This window comes from Arthrobacter sp. E70 (assembly GCF_058266945.1).
The window spans coordinates 115,262-142,153 of record NZ_JBYQFR010000006.1 but is presented as its reverse complement, the minus strand read 5'-3'; the positions used below and the strand labels follow the sequence as shown (position 1 = coordinate 142,153).

Here is a 26,892-nt window from a genome sequence, read left to right as displayed (position 1 = left end):
ACCGCGGGACTAGGATTACTCTGTGGCTGGGCTGATTAAACGTGAAGATATCGATGAAGTACGCCAGCGCACGGACATCAAGGAAGTAGTTGACGGCTACGTCACGCTCAAGGGCGCCGGGCTGGGGACATTCAAGGGCCTGTGCCCCTTCCACGACGAGCGCTCGCCGTCCTTCACAGTCCGTCCCCAGGTTGGCCGTTACCACTGCTTCGGCTGCGGCGAGGACGGCGACGTCATCGCGTTCGTGCAGAAGCAGGACCACAGCTCGTTCCAGGAAGCCGTGGAAAAGCTCGCTGCCCGCATCGGCTACGAGCTGCGCTACGAGGACGGCGGAACCGGGCCCAACCGCGAGGAAGTGGGCCGCCGCCAGCGGCTGCTGGATGCCCACAAGATAGCGGACGAATTCTTCCGCGCCCAGCTGCTCACGCCCGGAGCCGGCGAGGCGCGGAACTTCCTGTTCGGCCGGGGCTTCGACAGGGCAGCCGCGGAGCACTTTGGCTGCGGCTACGCCCCGCAGGGCTGGGACGCCCTCCTGAAGCACCTGCGCGGCCGCGGCTTCACCGACGCCGAGCTCAAGCTCACGGGGATGTTCAGCGAGGGCAACCGGGGCATTTACGACCGCTTCCGCGGCCGCCTCATCTGGCCCATCAAGGACATCGCCGGCGACACCATCGGCTTTGGCGCCCGGAAGCTCTACGAAGAGGACCAGGGCCCCAAATACCTCAACACCCCGGAGACCACGCTCTACAAGAAGTCGCAGGTCCTCTACGGCATCGACCTCGCCAAGCGCAGCATCGCCAAGGACCGCCAGCTGGTGGTGGTGGAGGGCTACACGGACGTCATGGCCTGCCACCTGGCAGGAATTACGACGGCGGTGGCCACCTGCGGGACGGCGTTCGGCACCGAGCACATCAAGATCGCCCGGCGGCTTTTGTCGGACGATGGCACCGGGGGAGAGGTGGTGTTCACCTTCGATGGCGACGCCGCCGGGCAAAAGGCCGCCCTGCGTGCCTTCGAGGAGGACCAGCGTTTCACCGCCCAGACGTACGTGGCCGTGGAACCCAGCGGCGCCGACCCCTGCGACCTCCGCCTCAGCCGGGGCGACGAGGCCGTGCACGCCCTGATCCAGTCCCGCCGGCCGCTGTTCGAATTCGCGATCCGCACCACCCTGAAGCAGTTCAACCTGGACACCGTCGAAGGCCGCGTCCAGGGCCTGAAGGCCTCCGTGCCGGTGGTGGCGGCCATCCGTGATGCCTCAACCCGGACGGGCTACTGCCAGGCGCTGACGGGCTGGCTGGGCATGCCGGACCCCAACGAGGTACTCCGCCTCGTCACCGCGGAAGTGAAGAACGCAGCCAAGCGCGGGGACCAGGGGCGGGGAACGGCGCCAGGGGCCCAGGGTGCCGGTGCACCCGGCCCTGGCGCACCAAACCGTCCCGGCGCCTACCCCGCCACGGGCCCTGCCGGCGGTCCGGGCGTGGCTGACGGGCCGTCCTCGGGCGCTGTACCGTCCTTCCACCGCCCGGACCCGCGGGACCCTGTGGCGTCCATGGAGCGGCAGGCGCTGGAAGTGGCGCTGCAGCAGCCCTCGCTGCTGGCCGGCGCGGTGTGGGACCGCTTCGCTGCCGCCCGGTTCGCCACCCCTGCCTTCCAGTCCGTGCACGACGCCATGCGCGCCACCGGCGCCGGGCTGACGGTGGACCCCGTGCGCTGGGTGGAACAGGTCATGCATGAGGTCCCCGAGCCCTTGCGGCCCCTGGTCTCCGAGCTTGCCGTGGTGCCGCTGCCGGCCCACACCGAGGAAGCGGTGCAGAAGTACTGCCGCGATATCCTGTCCCGTCTGTTTGAACTCCAGATCACCCGCGTCAAGGCGGACAAGATGGGCCAGTTGCAGCGCCTGGACGCCGCGGCGGACCCGGACACCTACCAGCGGCTCAACCGTGAACTGATGATGCTGGAAATGGAACGCCGGGCGCTGCGGGCAGACGCCTAGGCAGGCGGGAAGACTGCGCCGCCGGCCCCGATTTCGTTTCCGGCCCAGGTGTTTGCTAGGCTAATACCCGCTTCATTCCTCCTTAGCTCAATTGGCAGAGCATTCGACTGTTAATCGAAGGGTTGCTGGTTCAAGTCCAGCAGGAGGAGCTTCCAATCCCCGTTCCGGCCTTCCGGAGCGGGGATTTTTTCTTGCCCCCGCAGCGCGTTTCCCGGGCTGGCGGTCCCCGTTCCGCCCCGGAAATCCGCCGATTTCCCTTGGCGTTAATCGTTTGCTAATGTCGTACCTGCTTCATTCCTCCTTAGCTCAATTGGCAGAGCATTCGACTGTTAATCGAAGGGTTGCTGGTTCAAGTCCAGCAGGAGGAGCCAACGAAAAATCCCCGTTCCTCCACTGTGGAGGAACGGGGATTTTTTGGTTCAGACGAAATCCATTTCCACCTGCAGGAACCGTTCGGCCTCGGCCACTGCCGCCAGGAAAGCCTCCTGCTCGGTGGGGGACTTCCGCGGCTCGCGCGGGTTCCACTCGTGCGGGGCCGAATGGATCCGGACGAAGCCGGAGCCCGGCGGCGCGTAGAAGATGCCGAAGCGCTGCACCGGCCATTCCGGCGAGGTCTCAGGGGCCACCAGCAGGGCGGCATCGTAGGCGGGATTGAACCACTGGGCGATGGGCCTGCGGCGGTCCTCCGTGAACAGCCCTGCGGCGTACAGCGCGGCGGACTGCTGCCCTGCCTGCGCACACAGCCGGTCCCACCACAGTGGCAGAATCCGGGCGTCGCACCGTTGCCATGTGGCCGGAAGTGGCGGTCTATCCTGCCAGTTGGGCACGGACATATTTTATCGCGCGATGGCGCCGGACGGCAGGTGAAGAGCCCGGCGCGGCACAACAATCAGCGGCGTCTCCGCGGCCCCGGATTGACGCGGTACAGCAGCGCGGCACCCGCCAGCAGGCCCAGCACCATGCCGATGGCCGGGTTGCCGAGGGCGCGGCCGGCGAAATAGCCGACGACGGCGCCAAGCACGGCCCCGAGGAACAGTCCCCGTCCGTTGCGGTGCGGTTTTCGGTTCATGGCAGGCACGGACTAGTGGATGGACGGGACGGTGCGGGGACGGACCACCAGCCACAAAGCGGCGATCGCGAGCAGGATGCAGGCAGCCTGCACCGCTCCCATCGGCATGGCGCTGGTGATTCCAAGCCAGCCCACGACCGGGGAGATCAGGCCCGCCATCAGGAAGGTTGCGGCACCCAGCAGGGAGGCGGCCGTTCCCGCCTGCGACGCGTGGCTTGCCAGGGCCAGCACCTGGACGCAGGGGAACATGAAGCCGGTGCCCATGATGTAGAACCACAGCGGCACCATCACGCCCCAGAGGCCCATGCCCAGGCGGTCGAACACCACGATCAGCACGGCCATCAGGAACAGCCACGCCGTGGCGAATGCCAGGATCCATTGCGGCGGCACAATCCTGATCAGACGGGAACTGGTCTGCACGCCCGCCACGATGCCCAGGGAATTGATCCCGAACAGCAGACCGTACTGCTGGGCCGAAAACCCGAAGACGTCCTGGAACAGGAACGGGGAGGCGGAAAGGTAGGTGAAGAGGCCGCCGAAGTTGAACCCGGCAACCATCAACAGTCCCACGAAGATCCGGTCACTGAAGAGGACCTTGTAGCGCTGCCGTGCCGTCATGCCGTTGTGCCCCCGCTTCTCCGGCGGAAGCGTTTCGCGCACCAGCAGCAGGGCCGCCACGATCACCAGGCTTCCGTAGGCGGCCAGGAACACGAAGATCCCGGGCCACGGCATCACCAGGAGCAGCTGCGATCCGATCACCGGGGCCAGGATGGGCGCCAGTCCATTCACCAGGGACATCCGCGAGAACATCCGCACCATGGCATATCCGGAGAACAGGTCACGCACCATGGCCATGGCCACCACGCCGCCGCCCGCAGCGCCGACGCCCATGAGCACGCGGAAGATCCCCAGCGTGGTGATGTCCGTGGAGAGGGCCGCCCCCAGGGAGGCCGCGATGTGCAGCGCGGTGGCGAGGATCAGTGGCGTCCTGCGGCCGAACTTGTCGCTGAACGGGCCCACCACCAGCTGGCCGAAGGCAAACCCCACGGTGGTGCCGGCCAGGGTGAGCTGGACCTGCGCCTCAGTCACTCCCAGGCTCGCCTCCAAGGCAGGGAAAGCCGGCAGGTAAAGGTCGATGGTGAAGGGGCCAAGGGCGGTCAGGGCACCGAGGAGGAGGATGTACAAGAGCTTCCGGCGGCGGCTGAGGAGGTCGCCCGGATTGGCGGGAGTGGTCACGGACAACAATCCTAGGCCCGGGCCGGGCTGTTTTTTCATCGTTGTAGGCCGCGCCGTCCGGCAAGCCCGGAAGTCCGCCCTGAACCTGAATGGTAGTTTGGGTGGCGTGGACTGTGCGGCTGCACATTTCCGCGGCACAACGGAAGCAATATCGACCCATCAGACCAGTAAGGCGGCACCGATGAGCGGACGTCACAGCGGGCGTACCAGCCCGGGATTGCGCTTCACCGCGCTGCCCGGGACGCTAAAACTCCTTTTCCGGTTGGCGCCCCGCCAGCTCAATGACGAGATCGCCTTCGCCAAGTTCGAACTGAAGCGCAAAGGTGTCCAGGTCGGAGTTGCCGCCGCCTTCCTCGCCGTGGCCCTCATCTTCCTCCTCTTCCTGGTGGTGGGACTGATCGTTGCCGCCATCATGGGCCTGGCCACCATCATGCCCGCCTGGCTGGCAGCCCTCCTGGTCTCCGCAGCCTTCCTGCTGATCGCGCTCATCGGCGGCCTGGTCGGCGTCGGCAGGTTCAAGAAAGCCATGCCCCTGCTGCCGGAGGAAACCATCCGGGGGATCAAGTACGACATCGGCGTTGCCAAGGAGGGCTCCGCGTTCAATCCGGCGGTGCTCGACCCGGAAAGCCCCGAAGGCAAAGCCGCGAAGGCGGCCAAGGCCGAAGCCGCTGCCAAGGCCAAAGCCGAAAAGGAGGCCAAGGCCGCCCAGCACGACCAGGAGTACCCGCACGCCTCCGAGGCTGAACTGGCACGCCGCCTGAACCAGCGCCGCCACCACCTGACCGAAGTCCGGGATGAACTCGGTACGGAACTGGACCTGAAGACCCAGGGCCGGTACCTGCTGGCCGCCGCGCAGCAAAAGGCACGCGAAGGCCAGGTGCTCGCCGTGCGCAGCAAGGACGCCGCGGCGCAAAAGCTGGCAGGCCTGTCCGGTTCTGCCAGCCTCCGGGAGCGCTGGAAGCCACTGGCAGCCCTCGCGGCTGCCGGGACCGTCCTGGTGGTCCTGCTCCGGCGGCTCCTGCGCACGTACTAGCCCCAGCCACCGGCGCCAGCGGCACGCAGCACGCAGCACGCCACCACGGCGCAGCATCACAGGAGGCGGACCATCACACGGCGCGCACCATCACACAGTGCGCCTTATTACACAGGGCGCGACAGGAAGCGGCAGGAAGGAAAGGGGGACGGGTGAAGTTCATCGGTGCAGGCGCGCGGCCTGGCCGTCCCCAGGTGGACCACGACGCCGTGTTCACCATCCCCAACCTGCTCACCGTGGTGCGCTTCATGGGCGTGCCGCTGTTCATCTGGCTTGTCCTGGCGCAGCGGGAATACGGGGCAGGAGTCGTCGTCCTGGCAGTCATGGCCGGAACCGACTGGATTGACGGCTACGTTGCCCGCCGCTTCGACCAGGCTTCGAGGCTGGGCCGGGTACTGGACCCCATCGCCGACCGGCTGGCAATGATCGCCGTCGCCGTCACCCTGGTGATCGCCGGCGTCGTGCATTGGCTGTACCTGGCCGCACTCGTGGTCCCGGACGCCGTGCTGCTTGCCATGTCACTCTTCTTCTTCCGTGGGCACCCCGACCTTCCGGTGAGCGTCGTGGGCAAGGTCAGGACCGGCCTGCTCCTGCTGGGGACACCGCTGCTTGTCCTGTCCCGGCTGGACACCGGGTTCTCGGCCCAACTCTTCGCCGTCGCCTGGGTGGTGCTGGGCCTGGGCCTGGTAGGCCACTGGATCGCCGCCTACAACTACTTCTGGGCCATCCTGCGCAAGGGCCGGGAACACCAACAGCACGACGGCGGGACCGCCTGATGGTGTGGGTAGCCGTCGGCCTGGCGGTCCTGGGCGCGTTCTGCCTCGCCCTTGGCGCGCAGCGGCAGGGCAGCGCGGTGAAAGCGGACACGGGCGGCCTGGCATTGAGCTCCAACGGTTTCCTCCGCCTGTTGCGCAACCCCCGCTGGATGTTCGGCCTCCTCCTGTTGTGCACCGGAATGGCCATGAATGCCGTGGCGCTGGTATCCGCCCCGCTCACGGTGGTGCAGCCTATCGGGGCCATAGCCCTCGTCATCACCACCATCATTAACGCGCGGGACCAGGACCTCACCATCAACCGTGCCACTGCCGTGTCGATCGCCGCCTGCGTGACGGGATCCGCGCTGTTCGTCCTGCTCGCGGTCAACGTGACCCAGGAAAGCCACCATGTCAGCCTGGAGGACGAACTGACCATCGTGCTCCTGCTTGCCCTTGCAGTGGGATTGTTTGGGACCCTGGCGGTGATGTTCAAGCACCGGATGAACTCCTTCGTCTACATCCTGGGTGCCGGCATCCTCTTCGGTTTCGTGGCGGTGCTGACCCGGATCATCGGCAAACACCTCCTGGACCCCAACGGCCTCTTCCTGCTGAATGTGCAGTGGTACTCGGTGTTGGCCATCATCGCCGCCGGCGGCCTGGGATCATGGTTCGTCCAGAGTGCGTACTCCACCGGGCCGCCGGACCTGGTGATCGCCGGGTTGACCGTGATCGACCCCATGGTCGGCATCGCCATCGGCATCATCATCCTCGGCGAACTGCGCCCCGATGTGCATGCGGTCATGGCCATTGCAATGGGAACGGCGGCCTGCCTTGCTATCGTTGGGGTTATCGCCCTTTCCCGGCACCACCCGGAGGTCACCAAGCGCAAGAAGGACGCGCGGAAGGCCGCCGGCAGGCCGTCCCACTAGCCCGATCCCGCCCAACACCCAGCAATTCCACGAGGCCGCATGCCAATGCACCGCAGCCAGCCGTGCTGCCAGTTCCATGCTGTCCGCACCGTGACCATCAGGAGTACTCCATGACCACGCCAGCCGACCAGCGCCCCCTCACCATCCTGATCGCCGCTGACACCTACCCGCCCCACGTCAACGGTGCTGCCCAGTTCGGATACCGCCTGGCCAAAGGAATGACCGCCAGGGGGCACAACGTCCACGTCCTGGCCTGCCGCGACGGCAAGGGAAAGAGCTTCACCGAATTCCGCGACGAGGCAACGGTCCACCGCCTCCGCTCCCACAGCGTCCCCACCCACGACACCTTCCGCATCTGCTTCCCCTGGGAAATCAAGAAGGAAATCAGTCTCCTGTTCGACCGGGTGAAGCCCGACGTCGTGCACATCCAAAGCCACTACATGATTGGCGAGCACGTGCTCTACGAGGCCGTGAAGCGCGGCGTGCGGGTCGTTGCCACCAACCACTTCATGCCGGAAAACCTCAACCCGTTCCTGCCCTTCCCGCAGTGGTTCAAGGACATCATTGGACGGATTTCCTGGAAGGACATGGGCAAGGTGATGGGCCAGGCGGACGTGATCACCACGCCCACCCCGCTGGCGGCCAAGGCCATGCATGAGCATGCCTTCCTGCGCAAGGTCCTGCCCCTCTCCAACGGCATCGACTCGGCAGCCTACGAACTCCTGCCCGGCGAGCACATCGAGCCGCACCCTCACCCCACCGTGCTGTTTGCCGGAAGGCTGGCGGAAGAAAAGCACGTGGACGTCCTGATCAGGGCCATCAGCAAGACTCCCCGGGAGCTGAACGTGCACCTGCAAATCGTCGGCGGCGGCGAAGTGCGTGAGTCCCTGGAGGAGTTGGTGCAGCGGCTCGGGCTGGGGGACAGGGTCGCATTCCTGGGCCTCGCCAGCGACGCCGACCTGCGCCGTGCCTACATCCGGGCCGACTTGTTCTGCATGCCGGGAACGGCGGAGCTGCAGTCCCTGGTCACGCTGGAAGCCATGTCCGCCTCCACCCCTGTGGTGCTTGCGGACGCCATGGCACTGCCGCACCTGGTGCGCGATGGCCAGAACGGCTACCTCTTTACGCCTAACGACAGCGACGACCTGGCGAAGAAGATCACCCAGGTCCTCGAGCTTCCCAAGGACGAACAGCGTGCCATGGGCCGCGCCAGCCGCGAGATGGTGGAGCCGCACAGCATCCAGGGCACCCTCCAGACCTTCGAGGACCTGTACCGCGGCGCGTCCTTCGAGGACAAAGTGGTCTAAACCCTTTCCCGGGTTTGCTAGAGTGTTTTTGCCCTGCCGCACCGCAGCGTTTCCACGCCGCCCGCCGCGGGCATTGGGGCTATAGCTCAGCTGGTTAGAGCGCGGGACTCATAATCCTAAGGTCCTCGGTTCAAGTCCGAGTAGCCCTACGTGCGCGCAGCAAGCCGCATCAACCGCGGCCGACGATTACGTCGGCCGCGGTTTCTTGTTTAACGCGGCAATTTATTGGTTCCCGGGGCATCCTGCGGTATGTTACTGGTCAGTAACATACCGTGCGTCGACCTTGGTGCATGGTGAGCGCTGATCATCATCGAAGAAGGTATCCATGGCCACCTCTGCTGCCGATCCCCAAGATCTTCCGTACGCCGACGGCGACTTCTACGCCTTCGAGCAACTCCTCCCCGACAAGGAGCGGGACCGGCTTGCCGAGGTCCGGGACTTCCTGGCCCGCGAAGTCCGCCCCATCGCCGTTGACTGCTGGAACCGTGCGGAGTTCCCGATGGACCTCGTGCCGAAGCTTGCCGGCCTGGACCTGGTTAGCCCGGTCCGGCGCCAGGGCTACTCGAACCTCTTCGCGGGCATGCTGCACGCAGAAGTCACACGGGCGGACGCCTCCATCTCCACCTTCCTGGGGGTGCACGACGGGCTGTTCACCGGCTCCATCGAGGCGCTGGCTTCCCCGGAACAGAAGGATGAGTGGCTGCCGGAGATCTATTCCCTGAAGAAAATCGGCGCCTTCGGGCTGACGGAGCCGCTGGGCGGCAGCGATGTCGCCGGTGGAACCCGGACCACGGCCCGGAAGGACGGCGGCAACTGGGTCCTTAACGGGGCCAAGAGGTGGATCGGCAACGCCACCTTCTCCGACTGGGTAGTGGTCTATGCGCGCGACGTGGCGGACAACCAGGTCAAGGGGTTCCTCGTTGACACTTCGCTGGCGGGCGTAAGCACCGAAAAAATCGAAAACAAGATTTCGCTCCGCACGGTCCAGAACGCCGACATCCTCCTGGCGGACGTGGTGGTCCCGGACTTCTTCAAACTGGCAAACGCCAACAGCTTCCGGGACGTCAACAAGGTCCTGAAGGTGACGCGGCTGGCTGTCGCGTGGCAGGCAGTCGGCCTGCAGCTGGCGGCGTTCGACGTTGCCCGGCGCTATGCCGTGGAACGCCACCAGTTCGGCCGTCCCCTGGCATCCTTCCAGCTCATCCAGGACCAGCTGGTGCGGATCCTGGGCAACGCCGTCAGCTCCATGGGCATGATGGTGCGGCTGTCCCAACTGGAGGACGAGGGGAAGGCCAGGGATGAGCAGTCCGCGCTGGGCAAGGCCTTCGCTACCGCCCGCATGCGGGAAAGTGTTGCCCTCGGCCGCAGCATCCTGGGCGGCAACGGCATTGTGACCGACTTCGAAATGGCCAAGATCTTCGCTGACGCGGAGGCTATCTATTCGTACGAAGGCACGGCCGAAATCAACACCCTGGTCACTGGACGGGCCATCACGGGCATCTCTGCCATCGTCTAGCCGGGATGGGCCCGCCCGGCTGCGCCTGAAAGGGGCAGCAATACGGACGGGCGAAGGTCCACGACGAACTGCAGCGGATTGACGTACTCTTCACCGTCCCGGACAGCCCAGTGGATGCAGCTGCCGGCGGCCGGGCAGTGCCCGGGCAGGACGGTGCCGATCACCTCGCCGGCGGCCACCGCGCTGCCCGGCGCCAACGCGCTGTCCACCGGCTCGAAGCTGCTCCGCAGGCCGCCGCCATGGTCGATGGTAATGACGGGCCGGTCCACCACCACGCCGACGAAACTCACCGTGCCGGCGGCGGGGGACGTGACCTGCGCTCCGTCGCCCGCGGCGCCCAGGTCCACGCCCCGGTGCCCGCTGAGCCACGGTTTGGGCGGGGGGTCGAAGCCGCGGAGCACGGGCGGCCGCGGAGCCAGCGGCCAGCGCCAGGAGGGTGCGGCAACCATCCCGCGGGCCGCCGTCGTTATCCCCGGACCCATGGACATTGTCCGCCCGGATGCCGCACTGCCAGGCAGGCGGGGCGGCCCATCGAGGGGAAAACCTGCGGGCGGGTGGCCTGCCGACGCCACGGAGGCGGGCAGCAGCAGAAGGGCGGCCAGGAGGACTGGGGGTTTCATCACGCCAGCATGTCCCGGAACGGGGACTTTCGGCAGGCCATTTTCCTGCTATGTGGACAACGGCTGCGGGCCCCGCGGCCGGTCCGCCGGACGCGGGTGCCTGTAGTACACTTGACGGAGCAGTTTGCTGCGCCCTCTACGCTTCCCGAACCAGTGGTCAACGCCAATGGTGTTTTCCCTTGTCCGGACCGCGTCAACACATCTCATTCAGGAGTGTGGGGGAGCAGTGGCTGACTACGCGCATCCAGCCCTCCGGCAGCCAACGCACCAGCGTTCGCCCAAGGAGGATCGCGCTTCCTGCGGTCCGTGCCACGCGGCACGGATGGGAAGGGCGATGGATGCCAGGAGCACGGCCCGAACCCGGGCCACGCTAATCAACCGTCAACTATTTGGCAGGGTAAGAAGCCTCCGGGCTCTCTCATGAATGACCTGCCGGGAAAAGGAGCGTCGGCATGCCCGTCGTAACCATGCGCCAGCTGCTTGACAGCGGCGTCCACTTTGGACACCAGACCCGCCGTTGGAACCCGAAGATGAAGCGCTTCATCTTCACCGAGCGCAACGGCATCTACATCATCGACCTTCAGCAGTCGCTGTCCTACATCGACCGCGCCTACGAGTTCGTCAAGGCCACTGTTGCCCACGGCGGCACCGTGCTGTTCGTCGGCACCAAGAAGCAGGCCCAGGAAGCGATTGCCGAGCAGGCAACCCGCGTCGGCCAGCCCTACGTCAACCAGCGCTGGCTCGGCGGTATGCTGACCAACTTCCAGACGGTTGCCAAGCGTATCCAGCGCATGAAGGAACTCGAAGAGATCGACTTCGACGACGTCGCCGGTTCCGCTTACACCAAGAAGGAACTGCTGCTCCTCAAGCGCGAGCTCACCAAGCTGGAGTCCAACCTCGGCGGTATCCGCAACCTGACCAAGGCTCCGTCCCTGCTGTGGGTCGTGGACACCAAGAAGGAACACCTCGCCGTTGACGAGGCCAAGAAGCTGAACATCCCCGTGGTTGCCATCCTGGACACCAACTGCGACCCCGACGAAGTCGACTTCCCGATCCCGGGCAACGACGACGCCATCCGCTCCGTGAACCTCCTGACCCGCGTTGTTGCCGACGCCGTTGCTGAGGGCCTCATCGCCCGCAACAACCGCGGCACGGGTGCAGCCGAAGCTCCGGAAGAGCCCCTGGCCGAGTGGGAGCGCGAACTCCTCGAAGGCAGCAAGGCAGAAGCTGCAGCCGCTCCGGCAGCAGAGGCCGAAGCCCCGGCAGCTGCCGAGGCTCCCACCGAAGACGCCAAGTAAGACAAGTAAATCCGGATTCTCCGCGCTGTCCGCAGCCGGAGCTGCTGACAGGATGGCAGCCCACCAACGTGGGCTGCTGTCCTGTCGGTCCGTACACCACCACACATTTCTAGACAGAGGGGTTCACATGGCGAACTACACTGCCGCGGACATCAAGGCCCTGCGCGAGCGCACCGGCGCCGGCATGATGGACGTCAAGAAGGCTCTTGACGAAGCCAACGGTGACGCCGAAAAGGCCATCGAAATCATCCGCATCAAGGGCCTCAAGGGCGCTACCAAGCGTGAAGGCCGCTCCACCGCTGAAGGCCTCGTGGCCGCCAAGGTCAGCAACGGCGTCGGCGTCATGATCGAGGTCAACTGCGAGACCGACTTCGTTGCCAAGGCTGAGAAGTTCATCCAGCTGGCCGACAAGGTCCTGGCCATCGCCGTCGAGTCCGGCGCTGCCGACCTCGAGACCCTGCTCGCCACCGACGTTGACGGCAAGCCGCTGTCCGAGGTCGTCGTCGAAGAGGGCGCCATCCTGGGCGAGAAGGTTGTTGTCCGCCGCATCTCCCGCATCGAGGGTGCAACGGTCGACGCTTACCTGCACAAGACCTCCAAGGACCTCCCGGCCCAGGTTGGCGTGCTGTTCGCTGTTGACGGTGAAGGCGAAGCCGCTGCCACCGCCGCCCACGACGTCGCTGTCCACATCGCCGCGATGGCTCCGAACTACCTCACCCGTGAGGACGTTCCGGCCGAGCTCGTCGAGTCCGAGCGCCGCATCGCGGAAGAAACCGCCAAGGCCGAGGGCAAGCCCGAAGCCGCCCTCACCAAGATTGTCGAAGGCCGCGTGACGGGCTTCTACAAGGGCGAGGTCCTGGTTGACCAGGCATTTGCCAAGGACGCCAAGAAGTCCGTGGCACAGGTCCTCGAAGAGGCCGGTGTCAAGGGAACCGCGTTCACGCGTTTCCGCGTCGGCTCCTAGTCGAACTTGCGAGGGGTGGCCACTTCGGTGGCCGCCCCTTTTGCATGCAACGGGGACGGTGCAACCACCGGCCCCGGCAGGATACCCTTTTTTCAGACTCATCAACGGGAAGGCATCATGGAAGCCGTCAACACTGTCAGCCATTCAGACAAGAGCAGGCGCCGGGTCCTCCTGAAGCTCTCCGGCGAGGTCTTCGGCGGCGGGAAACTGGGTGTCGACCCCGAGACCGTCCGCGACGTCGCCAAGCAGATCGCTGCCGCCGTCCCCGAAGTTGAAGTGGCCATCGTAGTGGGCGGCGGGAACTTCTTCCGCGGCGCCGAGCTGTCCCAGAGCGGCATGGACCGCTCCCGCGCGGACTACATGGGCATGCTGGGAACCGTCATGAACTGCCTGGCGCTGCAGGACTTCCTGGAGCAGGCGGGGGTGGAAACCCGCGTCCAGAGCGCCATCACCATGGGCCAGGTCGCCGAGGCCTACATTCCGCGCCGGGCCATCCGGCACATGGAAAAGGGCCGCGTGGTCATCTTCGGCGCCGGCGCCGGCCTCCCGTACTTCTCCACCGACACCGTGGCCGCCCAGCGCGCCCTTGAGGTCCACGCCGACGTAGTCCTCATGGCCAAGAGCGGCGTGGACGCCGTCTACACGGCCGACCCCAAGAAGGATCCCACCGCGGAGCGGCTCGAAACCCTCAGCTACGACGACGCCCTGCGCCGCGACATCCGGGTAATGGACCAGACCGCCATGACCATGTGCAAGGACAACAACCTGTCCATGGTGGTCTTCGGCATGGAGGGTGAAGGAAACGTCACCCGCGCCATCCTCGGCGAGAAGCTGGGCACACTGGTCACCGCCTAGCTGCGGCTAGGATGATTCCAGGACAGTTCCGTCCCCGCCCCCAGGCGGGGACGGAACCAGCAACAGAGAACCGCGTGTGTGCATGGACCGGTGCCCGGGACCGCACCAGAACCGTCAGGAGAAACCGTGATCGAAGAAACCTTGCTCGAGGCCGAAGAAAAGATGGACAAGGCGGTTGAGGTTGCCAAGGAAGACTTCGCTTCCGTCCGCACCGGCCGCGCCAACCCCGGCCTGTACAACAAGGTCCTGGTGGACTACTACGGGTCGCCCACCCCGCTGCAGCAGCTGGCCTCGTTTGCCATCCCCGACGCCCGCACCATCCTCATCACCCCGTTCGACAAAACCGCCATGCGGGACATCGAACGCGCCCTGAGCGATTCCGAGGTCGGCGCCAACCCCTCCAACGACGGCAACGTCATCAGGATCACCATTCCTGAACTGACCAAGGAACGCCGCAAGGAGTACGTCAAGATCGTCAAGACCAAGGGTGAGGAGGCCAAGATCTCCATCCGCAACATCCGCCGGAAGGCCAAGGAGACTTTGGACCGCCTGGTCAAGGACGGCGAAGCCGGCGAGGACGAGGGCAGCCGGGCCGAAAAGGAACTGGACAGCCTGACGAAGGCGCACGTGGACGGCATCGACGAGCTGCTCAAGCGCAAGGAAGCAGAGCTGCTCGAAGTCTGATGGGCCAGGCAGAACAGGCCCCGGCAGCACGGGCGCGCACACGGGGGAAGCAGCCCAGGAGCAACCCGACACCTAAGGCCGGGCGGAACCTGCCCGCCGCCGTCGTCGTGGGCCTGGCCATGCTCATCGCCGTCCTGGGCGGGCTGTTGTTCCTCCCGCTGGGCTTCGTAGCCATCGTCACGGCCTTCGCCGTCTTTGGCGTGTGGGAGATCTACCGGGCGCTGGAAGCCAATGGCACCAGGATGCCCATCGTGCCGGTGATGACCGGCACGGTAGCCCTGCCCTTCGCCGCCTACTTCGGCGGAATCGAGAGCCAGCTGTTCGCCCTGCTGCTCAGTGCCGTTGCGGTCCTGCTCTGGCGGTCGATCGAGAGCGCAGCCGGATCGGCCAACAGTATCTTCGCCGGTGTCTTCACCTTGGGCTGGGTGCCGTTCTTCATCAGCTTCGCCGCCCTGCCTCTGCATGCCGCCGGCACAACGCCCCTGGGCCTGTGGCCGGACGGCATGGCCCCCATCGGGGCGTGGGAGATCGCCGTCATGCTGCTGCTGGTGGTCTCTAACGACACCTTCGGCTACTTGGTGGGTGCATCCATTGGAAAGCACCCCATGGCGCCGAAGATCAGCCCGAAGAAATCCTGGGAGGGCTTTGCCGGGTCGGTCGCCGGCGCCACGGTGGTCGGCGTCCTGGCAGCGCTCTTCGTGCTGGACAAACCGTGGTGGGTGGGTGTTGTGCTGGCGGTTGGCACCGTGGCCGCCTCCACCGCCGGTGACCTTGCCGAGTCCATGGTCAAGCGGGAACTCGGCGTCAAGGACATGAGCAGCATCCTGCCAGGACACGGGGGAGTGATGGACCGGCTGGACTCCATCGTGTTCAGCGCGCCGGTGGCCTTCATCCTCTACGGGCTCGTCGCAGGGGCTTGACCCCCTCCGCCTGGGCCGTGCCCGGGCACCTGACACGCAATGGATCCCGGCGGCCAGCGCCGGCCCGGTCACCCTAAACTGGTGCGGAAGCACTACGGCTGAAGAGCATTGAAGGAATCGAAGTGGCATTGGACATTCATCGGCAGATCCCTGCGTCCTTTGAGCGCGTACACCGCGGCGAGTACGGCTACAACGCCAAGCAGGTGGACGAGTTCCTGCGGCGGGCGCGCGTCTCGCTCGAGACTCCCGAGGCAGCCACCGAACCTGTCAACAGCTCCGACGTCAGGGCCGTCTCCTTTGACCCCGTCAAGGGCGGCTATTCGGCAGCCGTGGTAGACGCCGCACTGGACCGGCTGGAGGACGCCTTTGCCCGCCGGGAGCGGGATGAGCTGATTGCCGCGCGCGGCGAGGACGCCTGGCTCCGGGAAATCGGAAACCTCTCAGGCATCCTGCGGGGCCGGCTGCACCGGCCGGACGGCGAACGATTCCGCAGGCCGGCCAGGAAGAAGGCCCGCAGCTACAACACTGACGACGTGGACCGGCTGTGCCGGGAACTTGTGGCCTACCTGGAACAGGACAAGCCACTGAGCGTGGACAGCGTGCGCCGTGCGGTCTTCCGCCCGGCCGTGGGCCGCGACGGCTACGAGGAGTCACAGGTCGACGCGTTCCTGGACCGTGTCGTGGAACTCATGGCGGCCATCGACTAGCACGCCCCTGCAGTAGCTCCCGGTCACCGTTCCGTTGCCAGGGGCCGTTCCGGGGTGTGAAGCCGGGTCATGATCCGCGGCATCGATGCGGGTATGCGGTGGACGGTGGCGCGGGAAACCAGGACCATGACGGCGAACGCCGCGGGCACGGTCCAGGCTGCGGGCTGCGCCAGCCACGGGGGAGTCTGGCCGGTGCCGGCGACGGCGCCGATGACCATGGCCCCGCCGCACAGCATTCCGCCGGTCAGCATGCCGGCAATGGCACCGGCGTCCGTCAGGCCCCGCCACCAGATGCCCAGGAGGAGCACCGGGCAGACAGTGGAGGCGGTGAAAGCAAACACCAGTCCGACGCTTCCGGCCAGGGCAAGCGAGTCGGTCATGAAGGCAAACCCCAGCGGAACGACGACGGCCATGACGGCTGCGAGCCGGAACCCGCGGACGCTGCCGCCCAGCACGTCCTGGCTGATGACGCCGGCCAGGGACACCACCAGGCCAGACGTGGTGGAGAGGAACGCGGCGAACGCCCCGGCCACGACGAGGGCGGAGAGCAGGTCGCCGGCCACCCCGCCCAACAGTTGTCCCGGCAGGAGCAGCACCATGGCGTCCGGCTGTCCGGCGCGGGCCAGGCCGGGCGCGAACACGCGGGCCACCAGCCCGTAGGCGGTGGGGAACAGGTAGAAGACGGACAGCAGTCCCAGCACGATCAGGGTGGTACGGCGCGCTGAGTGCCCGTCCGGGTTGGTATAGAAACGGACCAGCACGTGGGGCAGCCCGAGCGTGCCGAAGAGCAGGGCCACCAGCAGGGACACGTTCTGGTACAGCCCTGCGGGCGCGGCGCCGGTGGGGTTGGCGGCGGGAGCCGCCACCGGCTCCGTCCCGTTCCCGGCGAGCACGAAAATGATGAAGAGGATCGGTACGGCCAGGGCCGTCAGCTTGAGCCAGTACTGGAACGCCTGGACGAAGGTGATGGACCGCATCCCGCCGGCGACCACGGTCAGGCACACCACCACCACCACTGCCACCGAGCCGACCCACGACGGCAGGCCGGTGGCGATGCGGACAGTCAGCGCCGCCCCGTGCAGCTGCGGCACGATATACAGCCACCCCACCGTCACCACCGCCAGGCTCGTGACCCTTCGAACGGCCGGCGATGCCAGCCGGGCTTCGGTGAAGTCGGGGATGGTGTAGGCCCCGGAACGGCGCAATGGCGCGGCAACGAAAAGCAGCAGCATCAGGTACCCGGCGGTGTATCCCACAGGAAACCAGAGCGCGTCCGTTCCCGAGAGCAGGATAAGTCCTGCCACGCCCAGGAAACTGGCGGCGGAGAGGTACTCACCGCCGATTGCCGAGGCATTCCACCACGGCCGGACCGTGCGTGAGGCAACGTAGAAGTCGCTCGTGGTCCGCGAGATGCGCAGCCCGTAGAAGCCAATGACGGCGGTGGCTACGGTCACCACGGCTACGGCGGCCATCGCGACGCCGGCACTCACCGGTTCCCCGCCGCCCGCCGGTTCACTGTCCCCCGGTCAATTGTTCCCCGGTTCATTGTTCGCCGGCCAGGTCGCGGTAGCGCGCCTCATTGCGCGCCGCCGTCCGGACGTACAGCCATGCACTCAGCCCGATCACGGGGTAGGTCCCGACGCCGAGCAGCAGCCATCCGAAGGGAATGCCGGCAATTCCCGACTCGGCAAGGCCCGGGACCAGGACCAGCACCAGCGGGAACGCGGCGAGGATCAGCAGGAAGCCGCCGGCCACCACCAGGGCCAGCCGCAGCTGGGACCTGATCAGGGACCGGACGAACACCTGGCCCACCTCCGAGTCCTGCGCGGCTTCCCGGGATTCCAGCGGCCCTGCCATGCGCTGGCCCGGGGTGCGCTGGCCCGGTGTCCGCCCGGGAATACCCTGTGACGTGTGCGGGGCGGTCACCCGGACCCGGGTCATGAGTGCGGCCTGATCCTGGTGGCTTCCAGCTTTTCCCGCACCGTGGGCAGGTGGCGCCGGCTGATCGGCAGGCCCGCGCCGGCCACGGTCACGCGGGGCGCGTCGGCGGCCAGCTTCATGGAAGACACGTGCTTAAGGGCCACCAGGTAGGAGCGGTGGGTACGGATGAAGCCTGCATCCGCCCATTGCTGCTCCAGGTCTGCCAGCGGCACGCGGATGAGGTAGCTGGCGTCGGCGGTGTGGAGCCGCGCATAGTCACCCTGCGCCTGGACGTAGGTGACGTCGTCCCGCCGGATCATCCTGGTGGTCCCGCCCTGGTCCACGGTGATCATCTCCGGCGCGGCCCCGCCGTCGCGCAGTTCACAGATCCGGGCCACGGAACGGGCCAGGCGTTCGGAACGGACCGGCTTGAGCAGGTAGTCCACGGCAGCCAGCTCAAACGCCGCCAAGGCATGCTCCTCATCCGCGGTGACGAAGACCACCACGGGCGGATTGCTGCTCCTGGCGATGGCGGCGGCGATGTCCAGCCCGGACACGGCCGGCATGTGGATGTCCAGGAAGACGGCGTCGATGCCGCCCGCGGACAGCGCAAGGAGGGCTTCGCTGCCGGAGGTTGCCCGCTGGATCCTGCCGACGCGCTCATCCTTGCCCAGCAGGAAGGCAAGCTCCTCCACGGCTGGCAGCTCATCGTCAACGACGAGGACGTTAATCATTCTCCTAGGGTACGTCCAGGGGCGGGCAGCGCCTTACGCGTCGTGGCCGGGCTGGGATTTTGGCACCCGCATGGTGATCAGCGTGCCTTCGCCGGGCGCCGTTTCAATCACCAGTCCGTGGTCGTTGCCGTATACCTGGCGTAGCCGCGCATCCACGTTCCGCAGACCCACGTGGTCCCCGTCGGTATGGCCCGCCAGCATGGACCGCACGTGCTCGGGGTCCATGCCCACGCCGTCGTCCTCGATGGTCACCTCGGCGAAGGCTCCGGCGTCCTCGGCCGTGATGCTGATGTGCCCGGGCCCCTCCTTGGCCTCGAGCCCGTGCCGGACGGCGTTCTCCACCAGCGGCTGGAGGCTCAGGAAGGGAATGACCGTGCCCAGCACTTCCGGGGCCACCCGCAGGCTGACCTGGACGCGCTCACCGAACCTCGCGCGTTCGAGCAGCAGGTAGCGGTCGATGCACCGGAGCTCTTCGGCAAGGGTGGTGAAGTCGCCGTGCCGGCGGAAGGAGTAGCGGGTGAAATCCGCGAACTCCACCACCAGCTCCCGAGCCCGCGCCGGGTCGGTATTAATGAAGGAAGCGATGGCGTTGAGCGAGTTGTAGATGAAGTGGGGGCTGATCTGGGCCCGGAGGGCGCGCACCTCGGCTTCCATCAACAGGGTCCGGGACGCGTCCAGTTCCGCCAGTTCCACCTGCGCCGCCACCCAGTCGGCTACCTCTCCCGTTGCCCGGACCAGGCCCGCGCCGGCCGAGGGTGCGAACGCCGCGACGGCGCCGGCCACGCGGCTGCCGGCCCGTACCGGGGAGATCACCGCGGCCAGCGCACCGCCCGTTCCTTCCGGACCGGCGGGGAGCACGGCTGCCCTGCCCGAGGCCAGCACGCTCGAGGCCAACTCCATCAGGTCCGTCCCGGCGTCGTCCTGGGGCCCGTCCCATGCCAGGACTCCGTTGGTGTCCGTGATGGCCAGGGCCTCGCAGCCCAGCAGGGCCCGGAGCTGCCGGCTGGCTTTTGCGGCACCTGCAGGGTTGAGGCCGCGCCGCAGGTGCTGCCCCGCCTGCGACGCGGCGTGGAGCGTATGGTAGGTGGCGCGTTCAGCGTCGGTGCCCAGCTCCCGGAAGGAGCGCAGCACCTTCAGGCCCACGGCGACGACGACGGCAATCGACATCGCGATCACAGCCACGGCCGCGGCGGTCAGGAGGGGGGAGTCCGGCATGGTGCCCAGCGTAGCCGCGGGAACCGCTTGCCGCAGCATCGCAACCGTTGAGCGACCACCGGCCCTGCAACTCTGGAATACACCGCAGCCCGGCCGCAGAGTGATTGGAGTCACATCAGCGGTGCGTCCTGGGAAGTGTCCCTGTTCCAGGTCCTGCCGCCGGGTGTGCACAGGCAAGTCTCAATGAGGAGGAACGATGGGTCACGATGCCCACACTCCGGACGCAGCGGCGTCCGTGGACTTCGAGCAGGTCCAGTCGACCGGGCAGTTCCAGGAACTGCGCAAGCGTCACCGCAGCTTTGTCTTTCCCATGGCAGTGGCATTCCTGCTGTGGTACTTCGCGTATGTCCTGCTCGCCGACTATGCGGTGGGATTCATGTCCACCAAGGTCTGGGGCAACATCAATGTCGGCCTGATCCTGGGCCTGCTCCAGTTCGTTTCCACGTTCGCCATCACCGGCTGGTACGTGCACTACTCCAACAAACGGCTGGACCCCATCGCCTCCGAGATCAGGCACGAAATCGAGGGGCACGAATTCGATAAGAACGGAAACCGAGTGGGCGGAGCCAACAAATGATCGGAATTGCCACCGCGGTGGACGTGGCCGCACTCAAGGAGACCACGCTCCTCAACATGGGGATCTTCGGCCTGTTCGTGGCCGTGACCATGGTGATCGTGTTCCGCGCCAGCCGGAACAACAAGACCGCCGCCGACTACTACGCCGCCGGCCGGTCGTTCACGGGCTCCCAGAACGGCACGGCAATTGCCGGGGACTACCTGTCCGCCGCATCCTTTTTGGGCATCACCGGTGCCATCGCCATCAACGGCTACGACGGGTTCATGTACTCCATCGGCTTCCTGGTGGCCTGGCTGGTGGCCCTGCTGCTGGTGGCTGAACTGCTGCGCAACACCGGCAAGTTCACCATGGCCGACGTCCTGTCCTTCCGGCTGAAGCAGCGTCCCGTCCGGATCGCCGCGGCCATCTCCACCCTCGCGGTCTGCTTCTTCTACCTTCTGGCCCAAATGGCCGGCGCAGGCAGCCTGATCTCCCTGCTGCTGGGCATCAGCGACTGGGGCGGACAGGCCCTGGTGATCATCGTCGTCGGCGCCCTCATGATCATGTACGTCCTCATCGGCGGCATGAAGGGCACCACCTGGGTCCAGATCATCAAGGCCATGCTCCTGATCGCCGGCGCAGCCGTCATGACCCTGTGGGTCCTGGCCATCTACGGCTTCAACCTCTCCAGCCTCCTGGGCGGCGCCGTCGAGACGGCCAACAACCCGGCAGTGCTCAACCCGGGCCTGCAGTACGGCAAGTCCGATACCTCCAAGCTCGACTTCATGTCCCTGGGCCTGGCCCTGGTGCTAGGCACCGCAGCCCTGCCGCACGTCCTGATGCGCTTCTACACCGTCCCCACGGCCAAGGAAGCGCGCAAGTCCGTGGTGTGGTCCATCTGGCTCATCGGGCTGTTCTACCTCTTCACCCTGGTGCTGGGGTACGGCGCCGCGGCCCTGGTGGGGGCGGACACCATCAAGTCCGCACCCGGCGGAGTCAACGCAGCCGCACCGCTGCTGGCGTTCCACCTGGGCGGACCGTTGCTGCTCGGCTTCATCTCCGCCGTCGCCTTCGCCACCATCCTGGCGGTGGTTGCCGGCCTGACCATCACGGCGGCGGCTTCCTTCGCCCATGACATCTACGCCAACGTGATCGCCAAGGGCAAAGCCGACGCCGCCACCGAGGTCCGCGTGGCACGGCGCACCGTGGTGGTCATCGGCGTGCTGGCCATCCTGGGCGGCATCTTCGCCAATGGGCAGAACGTCGCCTTCCTCGTGGCGCTGGCCTTCGCCGTTGCCGCTTCGGCCAACCTGCCCACCATCATCTACTCGCTCTTCTGGCGGAAATTCACCACCCAGGGCGCCGTGTGGAGCATGTACGGCGGGCTGGCGGCCGCGATCCTGCTCATCGTCTTCTCGCCGGTGGTGTCCGGGGCTAAGACCTCGATGATCCCCGGCGCCAACTTTGCGCTCTTCCCGCTCAGCAACCCCGGCATCGTGTCCATTCCGCTGGCCTTCTTCCTCGGCTGGCTGGGCACCACCCTGGACAAGAGGAGCGAGGACCCGGCAAAGCAGGCCGAGATGGAAGTCCGGTCCCTGACGGGAATCGGCGCCGAGAAGGCAGTCGACCACTAGGGACGCTGTCCTGCAGGGGCACCGCCCACCAGGGCCAACAGCAAGAGGACCAACAGGAAGAGCCTTCGTGCCGCGGGAAGCGGTACGGAGGCTCTTCCGCTGCACAGGTTCTTTCGCTGCACAGGTTCTTTCGCTGGGCCGGCCGGGCCTTTCCTAGCGCTGGTGGTGCCCGGTGCCTGGCAACGTGGGACCGTGGCTGCCGTGCGGCACAGCATGCTGGCCGGCCGCTGATGCGGCGAGTCCCGGCGTCGCAATTCCCGCCACCAGGACCGCCCCGGCGAACGCGCCGAGGAGCAGGCGCGCCGGACGCCCTGTACCTTGTGGCATTGCTGTCCGTCCTGCTCCCTGCCGTGCAGCGTCCCGGCCCAGCCACGCCAGCGACGCGATAACCATGAGCGTCAGCAGCAGCGCCGAAAGCTGTGTCAGGACAAGCCCCGGAGCGCCGGGCGTTCCGAAGGCGACGGCGGCAGCGTGCAAGCCCGCTGCCGCACTGAGGGCAGGCCGGGCCCGCCGGTTCCCCGCCAGGCTGCCCCTGGCGAGGAACGCGATGGTTGCTGCCAGCAGCACAGCACCCCAAAGCCCGGCGAGGCTACCGGCCAGGAACGCCGCCGGTTCCCTGAAACCGGCGCCACCGGTCAGGATGCTGGACGAGATGGCCAGGTTCACCGAACCGGCGCCAAAGCCCGCGAACCCGGCGACCAGGCGGACACAGGCACCTGGCGGGAACACTGCCGGGGCCGGGGCTTCCGCCTGCGCCGGAGGCGCTGACAGGGCTGTCGGGGATGCTGGCCGGAACATGGCCATACTAGGCCCGGGCAGCGGCCGGAGACTTGTCCAGGGACAGGCCCACGCCCAGCAGGAGTACGGCGCTGGCGAGGTGGAGCACGTTGTCGGCACCGTTCAACGCGATGATGTTCAGCGGCGAGTTCAGCAGGAACAGCCCCAGGATGCCGACCAGCAGGTAGACGGCGCCCACGGAGGCATTCACCGTGCGTGCAGTGTCCGTCCCGCGCAGGCCTGCGAAGAGCAGCGCGGCGCCGATGGCCAGGTGGATGACGTTATGCAGCGGGTTGACTTCGAAGATGATGAGGTTCGCGCCTTCCGTGGCCACGAATCCGACGCCGGACGTGACGGCGAAACCCAGGAGGCCCACCAACAGGTAGACGGCTCCGAAAATGGTGGCGACAAGGCGGTTGGGTGAAGTGCGCATGGCCCGAATCCTTCCGGTTGGGCGGGTTTTTCCCGCCGGGTTGCGGATCCCCGGTGGGACCCTCGGAAGCGATTCGGACCGAGGCAAGGGGCGGATGGGTAAAAAATCAGCACCCTTGCTAGTTGCGCCGGGGGTCAGGACGCGGGCCGCAGCTTGATGCTGGTCATCCGGAGTTGGTCCTTGCCTTCAAACCGGTAGGCGAGGTCCACGTTCTTCCCGGTGCAGGCTATCTGGCCTGCCACTTCGGCCGATTTCACGCCGTTGTCCGTGGCCACCTTGACGTCGTTGTAGGCGGGGCGGCAGGACCCATCCATCCCAAGGCTCCGGACCCCCGACATGAAGGCCTCCTTGGAGAGCTGCTCCTGGAGTGCGGGGTCCAGGTAGTCGTCGTACGCGGCCGAGGTGTCGCCGGCAATGACCTTCCGGGTGAAGTCGTCGGCGAGTCCCTTGGCCTGGCTGGCGGCGCCGCCCACCACGTTTACCAGGATCACGACGCCGAGGACCACCAGCAGCAGCACCGCGCCGATGCTGCCCAGGATGATCCACAGCTTCCGCCGGCTCCGTGTGCGCGGGCGTTCGCCTGGCAGCTGCCCCGCCCCCGGCCATCCCCCTTCAGTGCCCCCGGCTGGACCAAACGGTGCCGGCTGCTCCGGCAGCGGGGGCAGCTGCCGCGGCAGGGAGCCCGGCGGGCCAGGCTGGTACGAATCCTGGGGACTGCTCAAGGGGAACCTTTCGGGAAGGTGCGCGGCACCGGGGGTGGCCAAGGGCTCTGCCGGCCCCGCACGTGACTGCACCAAGCCTATAACCCGGCCCGCCGACGTCGTACTTCTGCCTGCTCCATGCCGCCCGGTGAACTGCGCGAGTGCTGGACTGGGGCTGCGGTTGTCAGTTGCCCCCGGATCCGCGCTCCAGCAGGGGTTGCACCCGAAAGGGAATGAGCTCACCCATGGCCAGGGCGGTGTCGGCCCGTTCCACCCCGTCGCAGGCGAGGATCTTTCCGTTGATGCGGAACAGGTCTTCGGCGTCCTGGGCCACGACGCGCAGCAGCAAATCGGCGGACCCGGTCAGGCCGAAGCCCTCAAGGATCTCCGGGATGGCGGCAAGTTCCCCGGCCAGCCGGCCAAGTTTCTGCTGCTGGACGTGCACGGAGATGAACGCCATCAGCGGGTACCCCAGGGCCGCCGGGTTGATGCGGCGCTCAAAAGACAGGAAGACGTGTTTCTTCTCGAGTTGGGCCATGCGTGCCTGCACCGTGTTCCGGGACAATCCGAGCTTCTGCGCCAGCGCCACCACCGTCCGGCGCGGATCTTCAGCCAGGGCCGAAAGCAGGCGGGTGTCAGTGCCATCCAAAGCTTGCATAATGCGCAACGCTAGCACGGTGTAGGAGCCGCCAGTAGGGCATTTTGCTCAGTAGGAGCGGCGGTGGTTGTACCCCTTGGGCATTGTGAGTAGGGTCACAATTATCCGGGGCAATGGCGCCCGGAAGGCCTGCGGAGGCTGGGGCCAAAAGCCCTGGAACCGCTGGTCAACGACGTCAGAAGGTTGCGGCTATCGTGTCTACAGACCAAACGGGCCAGGGCGGCATAACGGCCCCGGGCAGCTCCGGAAAATCCGCCGGACCGGACCATGAACTTCTTCAGCTGATCACCCCCGCCGGCGAACGGATCAGCCACCCCGAATTCGATGTCTGGGTCAAGGACATCACGGATGAACAGCTGTGTTCCCTGTTCGAGGACATGACCGTCATCCGGCGCATCGATGTCGAGGCCACGGCGCTGCAGCGCCAGGGCGAGCTGGGCCTGTGGCCCCCGCTGCTGGGGCAGGAGGCAGCCCAGATCGGCTCGGGCAGGGCGCTGCGCGGAGACGACTTTGTCTTCTCCAGCTACCGCGAGAACGGTGTGGCCTACTGCCGCGGCGTGGACCTGACGGACCTCCTGCGGGTATGGCGCGGCAACGCCTCCGGTGGCTGGGATCCGTACACCGTCAACATGGCAACGCCGCAGATCATCATCGGTGCCCAGACCCTGCACGCCACGGGGTACGCCATGGGAATCCAGAACGACGGCGCCGACTCCGTGGCCGTCACCTACTTCGGCGACGGTGCCACCAGTGAAGGCGACGTTAACGAGGCTATGGTGTTCGCCGCCAGTTTCCAGGTCCCGGTGGTGTTCTTCTGCACGAACAACCATTGGGCCATTTCCGAACCGGTGCGGCTCCAGTCGCACATCCAGCTTGCGGACCGGGCCACCGGCTTCGGCATTCCCAGCCTGCGCGTGGACGGCAACGACGTCCTTGCCGTCATGGCGGCAACGCGGGTGGCGCTGGACCGGGCACGCCGCGGCGGCGGCCCCACCTTCATCGAAGCCGTTAGTTACCGGATGGGCCCCCACACCACCGCCGACGACCCCACCCGCTACCGCGATGCCAACGAGCTGGAGGACTGGGCCGCGAAGGACCCCATCTCGCGCCTCGCTTCGCTCCTGGAGCGGAAAGGCCTCCTGACCGAGGCGCTGCAGCAGCAGGTGGCGGACAAGGCTGACGCCGTGGCATCGGAACTGCGCCGGGGCTGCGTCAGCATGCCGGACCCCCAGCCGATGGATATCTTCAAGCACGTCTACAGCACTCCGAATTCCTGGCTGGAACGCCAGCAGGACCACTACGCCCGTTACCTGGCCTCCTTCGGCGACCCCGCAGGAGCCGTTTCAGAAGAAGGTGCACGCTGATGACCCAGATGACCTTTGCCCGTGCCATCAATGCCGGGCTGCGGAAGTCCCTGGACAATGACTCCAAGGTGGTCCTCCTGGGCGAGGACATCGGCACCCTCGGCGGCGTGTTCCGGGTGACGGACGGGCTGCAGAAGGACTTCGGCAAACACCGCGTGGTGGACACCCCGCTGGCGGAGTCCGCCATCGTGGGCACCGCCGTGGGCCTGGCCTACCGGGGCTACCGTCCGGTGGTGGAAATCCAGTTCGACGGGTTCATCTACCCGGCGTTCGACCAGATTGTCAGCCAGGTGGCCAAGCTGCACTACCGGACCCGCGGGGCGGTGAAGATGCCCATCACCATCCGCGTACCGTTTGGCGGCGGCATCGGCTCGCCCGAGCATCATTCCGAGTCCCCGGAAGCCTACTTCACCCACACCTCCGGCCTGCGGGTGGTGACGGTCGCCAACCCCCAGGACGCGTACACGGTCATCCAGCAGGCCATCGCGTGCGACGACCCGGTCCTGTACTTCGAACCAAAGCGCCGGTACCACGACAAGGGCGAGGTGGACGAGGCCGCAGACGCCGGGTCCGCCCTGCCCATGGACAAGGCGCGGGTGCTGGCCAACGGCAGCGACGTCACCCTGGTGGCCTATGGCCCCCTCGTCAAGACCGCCCTCGACGCCGCCTCGGCCGCCGCTGACGAGGGCATCTCCATCGAGGTGATCGACCTGCGCTCGCTGGCTCCCGTGGACTACGAATCCGTTGTGGCTTCGGTCCGGAAGACCGGGCGCCTGGTGGTCACGCATGAGGCCGGGCAATCCGGCGGCCTCGGCGCGGAGGTGGCGGCGAGCATCACCGAGAGGTGCTTTTACCACCTCGAGGCAGCGCCGGTCCGGGTCACGGGATTCGACATCCCGTACCCCTACTCCAAGCTGGAAATGCACCACCTGCCGGGCCTGGACCGGATCCTGGACGGCGTGGACCGGGCCCTGGGCCGCCCTAACTCCCTGAGCGGGCTGGAAGGATGAGCGG

28 protein-coding genes and 3 tRNA genes are annotated in these 26,892 nt (G+C 66.7%); 19 read left to right on the top strand and 12 right to left on the bottom strand.

Translation table 11 applies throughout. The features are described from left to right. Window positions 1–22 precede the first annotated feature (22 nt). From dnaG to AC3IMC_RS09550, 3 genes are all read left to right on the top strand, one after another. Window positions 23–1,993, top strand: coding sequence for a DNA primase (gene dnaG, locus AC3IMC_RS09560; protein ID WP_490918273.1), 1,971 nt, complete (start codon window positions 23–25; stop codon window positions 1,991–1,993). A 76-nt stretch (window positions 1,994–2,069) separates the two neighbouring features. After that, window positions 2,070–2,142: transfer RNA gene (locus AC3IMC_RS09555), tRNA-Asn, on the top strand. A 146-nt stretch (window positions 2,143–2,288) separates the two neighbouring features. Beyond that, window positions 2,289–2,364, top strand: a tRNA-Asn gene (locus AC3IMC_RS09550). Window positions 2,365–2,412: 48 nt separating this feature from the next. Here AC3IMC_RS09550 and AC3IMC_RS09545 read toward each other — a convergent pair. From AC3IMC_RS09545 to AC3IMC_RS09535, 3 genes are all read right to left on the bottom strand, one after another. Next, a complete protein-coding gene (locus tag AC3IMC_RS09545; protein ID WP_490918272.1) occupies window positions 2,413–2,820 on the bottom strand; it encodes a hypothetical protein in 408 nt (135 codons plus the stop codon). A 62-nt stretch (window positions 2,821–2,882) separates the two neighbouring features. Next, a complete protein-coding gene (locus AC3IMC_RS09540) occupies window positions 2,883–3,062 on the bottom strand; it encodes a YMGG-like glycine zipper-containing protein (protein WP_490918271.1) in 180 nt (59 codons plus the stop codon). Between the two features lie 12 nt (window positions 3,063–3,074). Then, window positions 3,075–4,298, bottom strand: coding sequence for a multidrug effflux MFS transporter (locus AC3IMC_RS09535; RefSeq protein WP_490918270.1), 1,224 nt, complete (start codon window positions 4,296–4,298; stop codon window positions 3,075–3,077). Window positions 4,299–4,479: 181 nt separating this feature from the next. Between AC3IMC_RS09535 and AC3IMC_RS09530 the strand changes: the two genes are divergently transcribed. From AC3IMC_RS09530 to AC3IMC_RS09505, 6 genes are all read left to right on the top strand, one after another. Then, window positions 4,480–5,331 carry a phage holin family protein gene (locus AC3IMC_RS09530; RefSeq protein ID WP_490918269.1) on the top strand — a complete coding sequence of 284 codons (852 nt, stop codon included), beginning with the start codon at window positions 4,480–4,482 and terminating at the stop codon, window positions 5,329–5,331. A gap of 152 nt (window positions 5,332–5,483) precedes the next feature. Then, window positions 5,484–6,107, top strand: a complete 624-nt coding sequence (locus AC3IMC_RS09525; RefSeq protein WP_490918267.1) for a CDP-alcohol phosphatidyltransferase family protein — start codon at window positions 5,484–5,486, stop codon at window positions 6,105–6,107. Beyond that, window positions 6,107–7,015: a DMT family transporter gene (locus AC3IMC_RS09520; protein WP_490918265.1), complete on the top strand. Its 909-nt coding sequence runs from the start codon at window positions 6,107–6,109 to the stop codon at window positions 7,013–7,015. Before AC3IMC_RS09525 ends, AC3IMC_RS09520 begins: the two co-directional genes overlap by 1 nt. 110 nt (window positions 7,016–7,125) lie before the next feature. Then, window positions 7,126–8,322 carry a glycosyltransferase gene (locus AC3IMC_RS09515; protein ID WP_490918263.1) on the top strand — a complete coding sequence of 399 codons (1,197 nt, stop codon included), beginning with the start codon at window positions 7,126–7,128 and terminating at the stop codon, window positions 8,320–8,322. Window positions 8,323–8,397: 75 nt separating this feature from the next. Continuing rightward, window positions 8,398–8,471: transfer RNA gene (locus AC3IMC_RS09510), tRNA-Ile, on the top strand. Between the two features lie 176 nt (window positions 8,472–8,647). Continuing rightward, the gene (locus AC3IMC_RS09505) at window positions 8,648–9,838 is read left to right on the top strand and encodes an acyl-CoA dehydrogenase family protein (RefSeq protein WP_490918262.1); all 1,191 of its coding nucleotides are present in this window, start codon (window positions 8,648–8,650) and stop codon (window positions 9,836–9,838) included. Here the strand turns inward: AC3IMC_RS09505 and AC3IMC_RS09500 are convergent. Next, window positions 9,835–10,458, bottom strand: a complete 624-nt coding sequence (locus AC3IMC_RS09500) for a murein hydrolase activator EnvC family protein (RefSeq protein WP_490918261.1) — start codon at window positions 10,456–10,458, stop codon at window positions 9,835–9,837. The genes AC3IMC_RS09505 and AC3IMC_RS09500 overlap by 4 nt on opposite strands. Before the next feature lie 452 nt (window positions 10,459–10,910). Between AC3IMC_RS09500 and rpsB the strand changes: the two genes are divergently transcribed. The 6 genes from rpsB (at window position 10,911) to AC3IMC_RS09470 (ending at window position 15,886) form a co-directional block, all read left to right on the top strand. Beyond that, window positions 10,911–11,756 carry a 30S ribosomal protein S2 gene (gene rpsB / locus AC3IMC_RS09495; RefSeq protein WP_490918260.1) on the top strand — a complete coding sequence of 282 codons (846 nt, stop codon included), beginning with the start codon at window positions 10,911–10,913 and terminating at the stop codon, window positions 11,754–11,756. Between the two features lie 127 nt (window positions 11,757–11,883). Next, window positions 11,884–12,720: a translation elongation factor Ts gene (gene tsf / locus AC3IMC_RS09490; RefSeq protein WP_490918259.1), complete on the top strand. Its 837-nt coding sequence runs from the start codon at window positions 11,884–11,886 to the stop codon at window positions 12,718–12,720. A gap of 117 nt (window positions 12,721–12,837) precedes the next feature. Then, window positions 12,838–13,575 carry a UMP kinase gene (gene pyrH, locus AC3IMC_RS09485; RefSeq protein ID WP_490918258.1) on the top strand — a complete coding sequence of 246 codons (738 nt, stop codon included), beginning with the start codon at window positions 12,838–12,840 and terminating at the stop codon, window positions 13,573–13,575. 126 nt (window positions 13,576–13,701) lie between these two features. Beyond that, a complete protein-coding gene (frr, locus tag AC3IMC_RS09480; protein ID WP_454483167.1) occupies window positions 13,702–14,259 on the top strand; it encodes a ribosome recycling factor in 558 nt (185 codons plus the stop codon). Next, window positions 14,259–15,179: a phosphatidate cytidylyltransferase gene (locus tag AC3IMC_RS09475; RefSeq protein WP_490918257.1), complete on the top strand. Its 921-nt coding sequence runs from the start codon at window positions 14,259–14,261 to the stop codon at window positions 15,177–15,179. Before frr ends, AC3IMC_RS09475 begins: the two co-directional genes overlap by 1 nt. Before the next feature lie 122 nt (window positions 15,180–15,301). Beyond that, window positions 15,302–15,886, top strand: a complete 585-nt coding sequence (locus AC3IMC_RS09470; RefSeq protein WP_454483163.1) for a DivIVA domain-containing protein — start codon at window positions 15,302–15,304, stop codon at window positions 15,884–15,886. 23 nt (window positions 15,887–15,909) lie between these two features. Here the strand turns inward: AC3IMC_RS09470 and AC3IMC_RS09465 are convergent, their stop codons facing one another. From AC3IMC_RS09465 to AC3IMC_RS09450, 4 genes are all read right to left on the bottom strand, one after another. Further along, a complete protein-coding gene (locus tag AC3IMC_RS09465) occupies window positions 15,910–17,358 on the bottom strand; it encodes a sodium/solute symporter (protein WP_490918403.1) in 1,449 nt (482 codons plus the stop codon). A 70-nt stretch (window positions 17,359–17,428) separates the two neighbouring features. After that, window positions 17,429–17,827 carry a DUF485 domain-containing protein gene (locus tag AC3IMC_RS09460; RefSeq protein WP_490918256.1) on the bottom strand — a complete coding sequence of 133 codons (399 nt, stop codon included), beginning with the start codon at window positions 17,825–17,827 and terminating at the stop codon, window positions 17,429–17,431. Further along, the gene (locus tag AC3IMC_RS09455; RefSeq protein WP_490918255.1) at window positions 17,824–18,540 is read right to left on the bottom strand and encodes a LytR/AlgR family response regulator transcription factor; all 717 of its coding nucleotides are present in this window, start codon (window positions 18,538–18,540) and stop codon (window positions 17,824–17,826) included. Before AC3IMC_RS09455 ends, AC3IMC_RS09460 begins: the two co-directional genes overlap by 4 nt. A gap of 33 nt (window positions 18,541–18,573) precedes the next feature. Next, window positions 18,574–19,755 (bottom strand): sensor histidine kinase, encoded by a 1,182-nt coding sequence (locus AC3IMC_RS09450; RefSeq protein ID WP_490918254.1) that lies wholly within the window; start codon window positions 19,753–19,755, stop codon window positions 18,574–18,576. A 196-nt stretch (window positions 19,756–19,951) separates the two neighbouring features. Here AC3IMC_RS09450 and AC3IMC_RS09445 point away from each other — a divergent pair, with 196 nt between their 5' ends. After that, window positions 19,952–20,332, top strand: coding sequence for a DUF485 domain-containing protein (locus AC3IMC_RS09445; RefSeq protein ID WP_490918253.1), 381 nt, complete (start codon window positions 19,952–19,954; stop codon window positions 20,330–20,332). Further along, complete coding sequence (locus tag AC3IMC_RS09440; RefSeq protein WP_490918252.1) at window positions 20,329–21,945, top strand: solute symporter family protein; 1,617 nt, start codon at window positions 20,329–20,331, stop codon at window positions 21,943–21,945. Before AC3IMC_RS09445 ends, AC3IMC_RS09440 begins: the two co-directional genes overlap by 4 nt. Window positions 21,946–22,098: 153 nt before the next feature. Here the strand turns inward: AC3IMC_RS09440 and AC3IMC_RS09435 are convergent, their stop codons facing one another. The 4 genes from AC3IMC_RS09435 to AC3IMC_RS09420 form a co-directional block, all read right to left on the bottom strand. Then, window positions 22,099–22,743, bottom strand: coding sequence for a hypothetical protein (locus AC3IMC_RS09435; RefSeq protein WP_490918251.1), 645 nt, complete (start codon window positions 22,741–22,743; stop codon window positions 22,099–22,101). Between the two features lie 7 nt (window positions 22,744–22,750). Further along, on the bottom strand, window positions 22,751–23,155 hold the full coding sequence (locus AC3IMC_RS09430) for a DUF4383 domain-containing protein (protein ID WP_221383836.1): 405 nt from the start codon (window positions 23,153–23,155) through the stop codon (window positions 22,751–22,753). A gap of 134 nt (window positions 23,156–23,289) precedes the next feature. Further along, complete coding sequence (locus AC3IMC_RS09425) at window positions 23,290–23,877, bottom strand: hypothetical protein (protein WP_490918250.1); 588 nt, start codon at window positions 23,875–23,877, stop codon at window positions 23,290–23,292. Between the two features lie 163 nt (window positions 23,878–24,040). Next, window positions 24,041–24,514, bottom strand: a complete 474-nt coding sequence (locus AC3IMC_RS09420; RefSeq protein ID WP_490918249.1) for an Lrp/AsnC family transcriptional regulator — start codon at window positions 24,512–24,514, stop codon at window positions 24,041–24,043. A gap of 194 nt (window positions 24,515–24,708) precedes the next feature. Between AC3IMC_RS09420 and pdhA the strand changes: the two genes are divergently transcribed. Both pdhA and AC3IMC_RS09410 read left to right on the top strand, forming a co-directional pair. Beyond that, on the top strand, window positions 24,709–25,878 hold the full coding sequence (gene pdhA / locus AC3IMC_RS09415; protein WP_490918248.1) for a pyruvate dehydrogenase (acetyl-transferring) E1 component subunit alpha: 1,170 nt from the start codon (window positions 24,709–24,711) through the stop codon (window positions 25,876–25,878). After that, entirely contained in the window at window positions 25,878–26,888 is a 1,011-nt protein-coding gene (locus AC3IMC_RS09410; protein ID WP_490918247.1) for an alpha-ketoacid dehydrogenase subunit beta, read from the top strand. Before pdhA ends, AC3IMC_RS09410 begins: the two co-directional genes overlap by 1 nt. Window positions 26,889–26,892 lie beyond the last annotated feature (4 nt).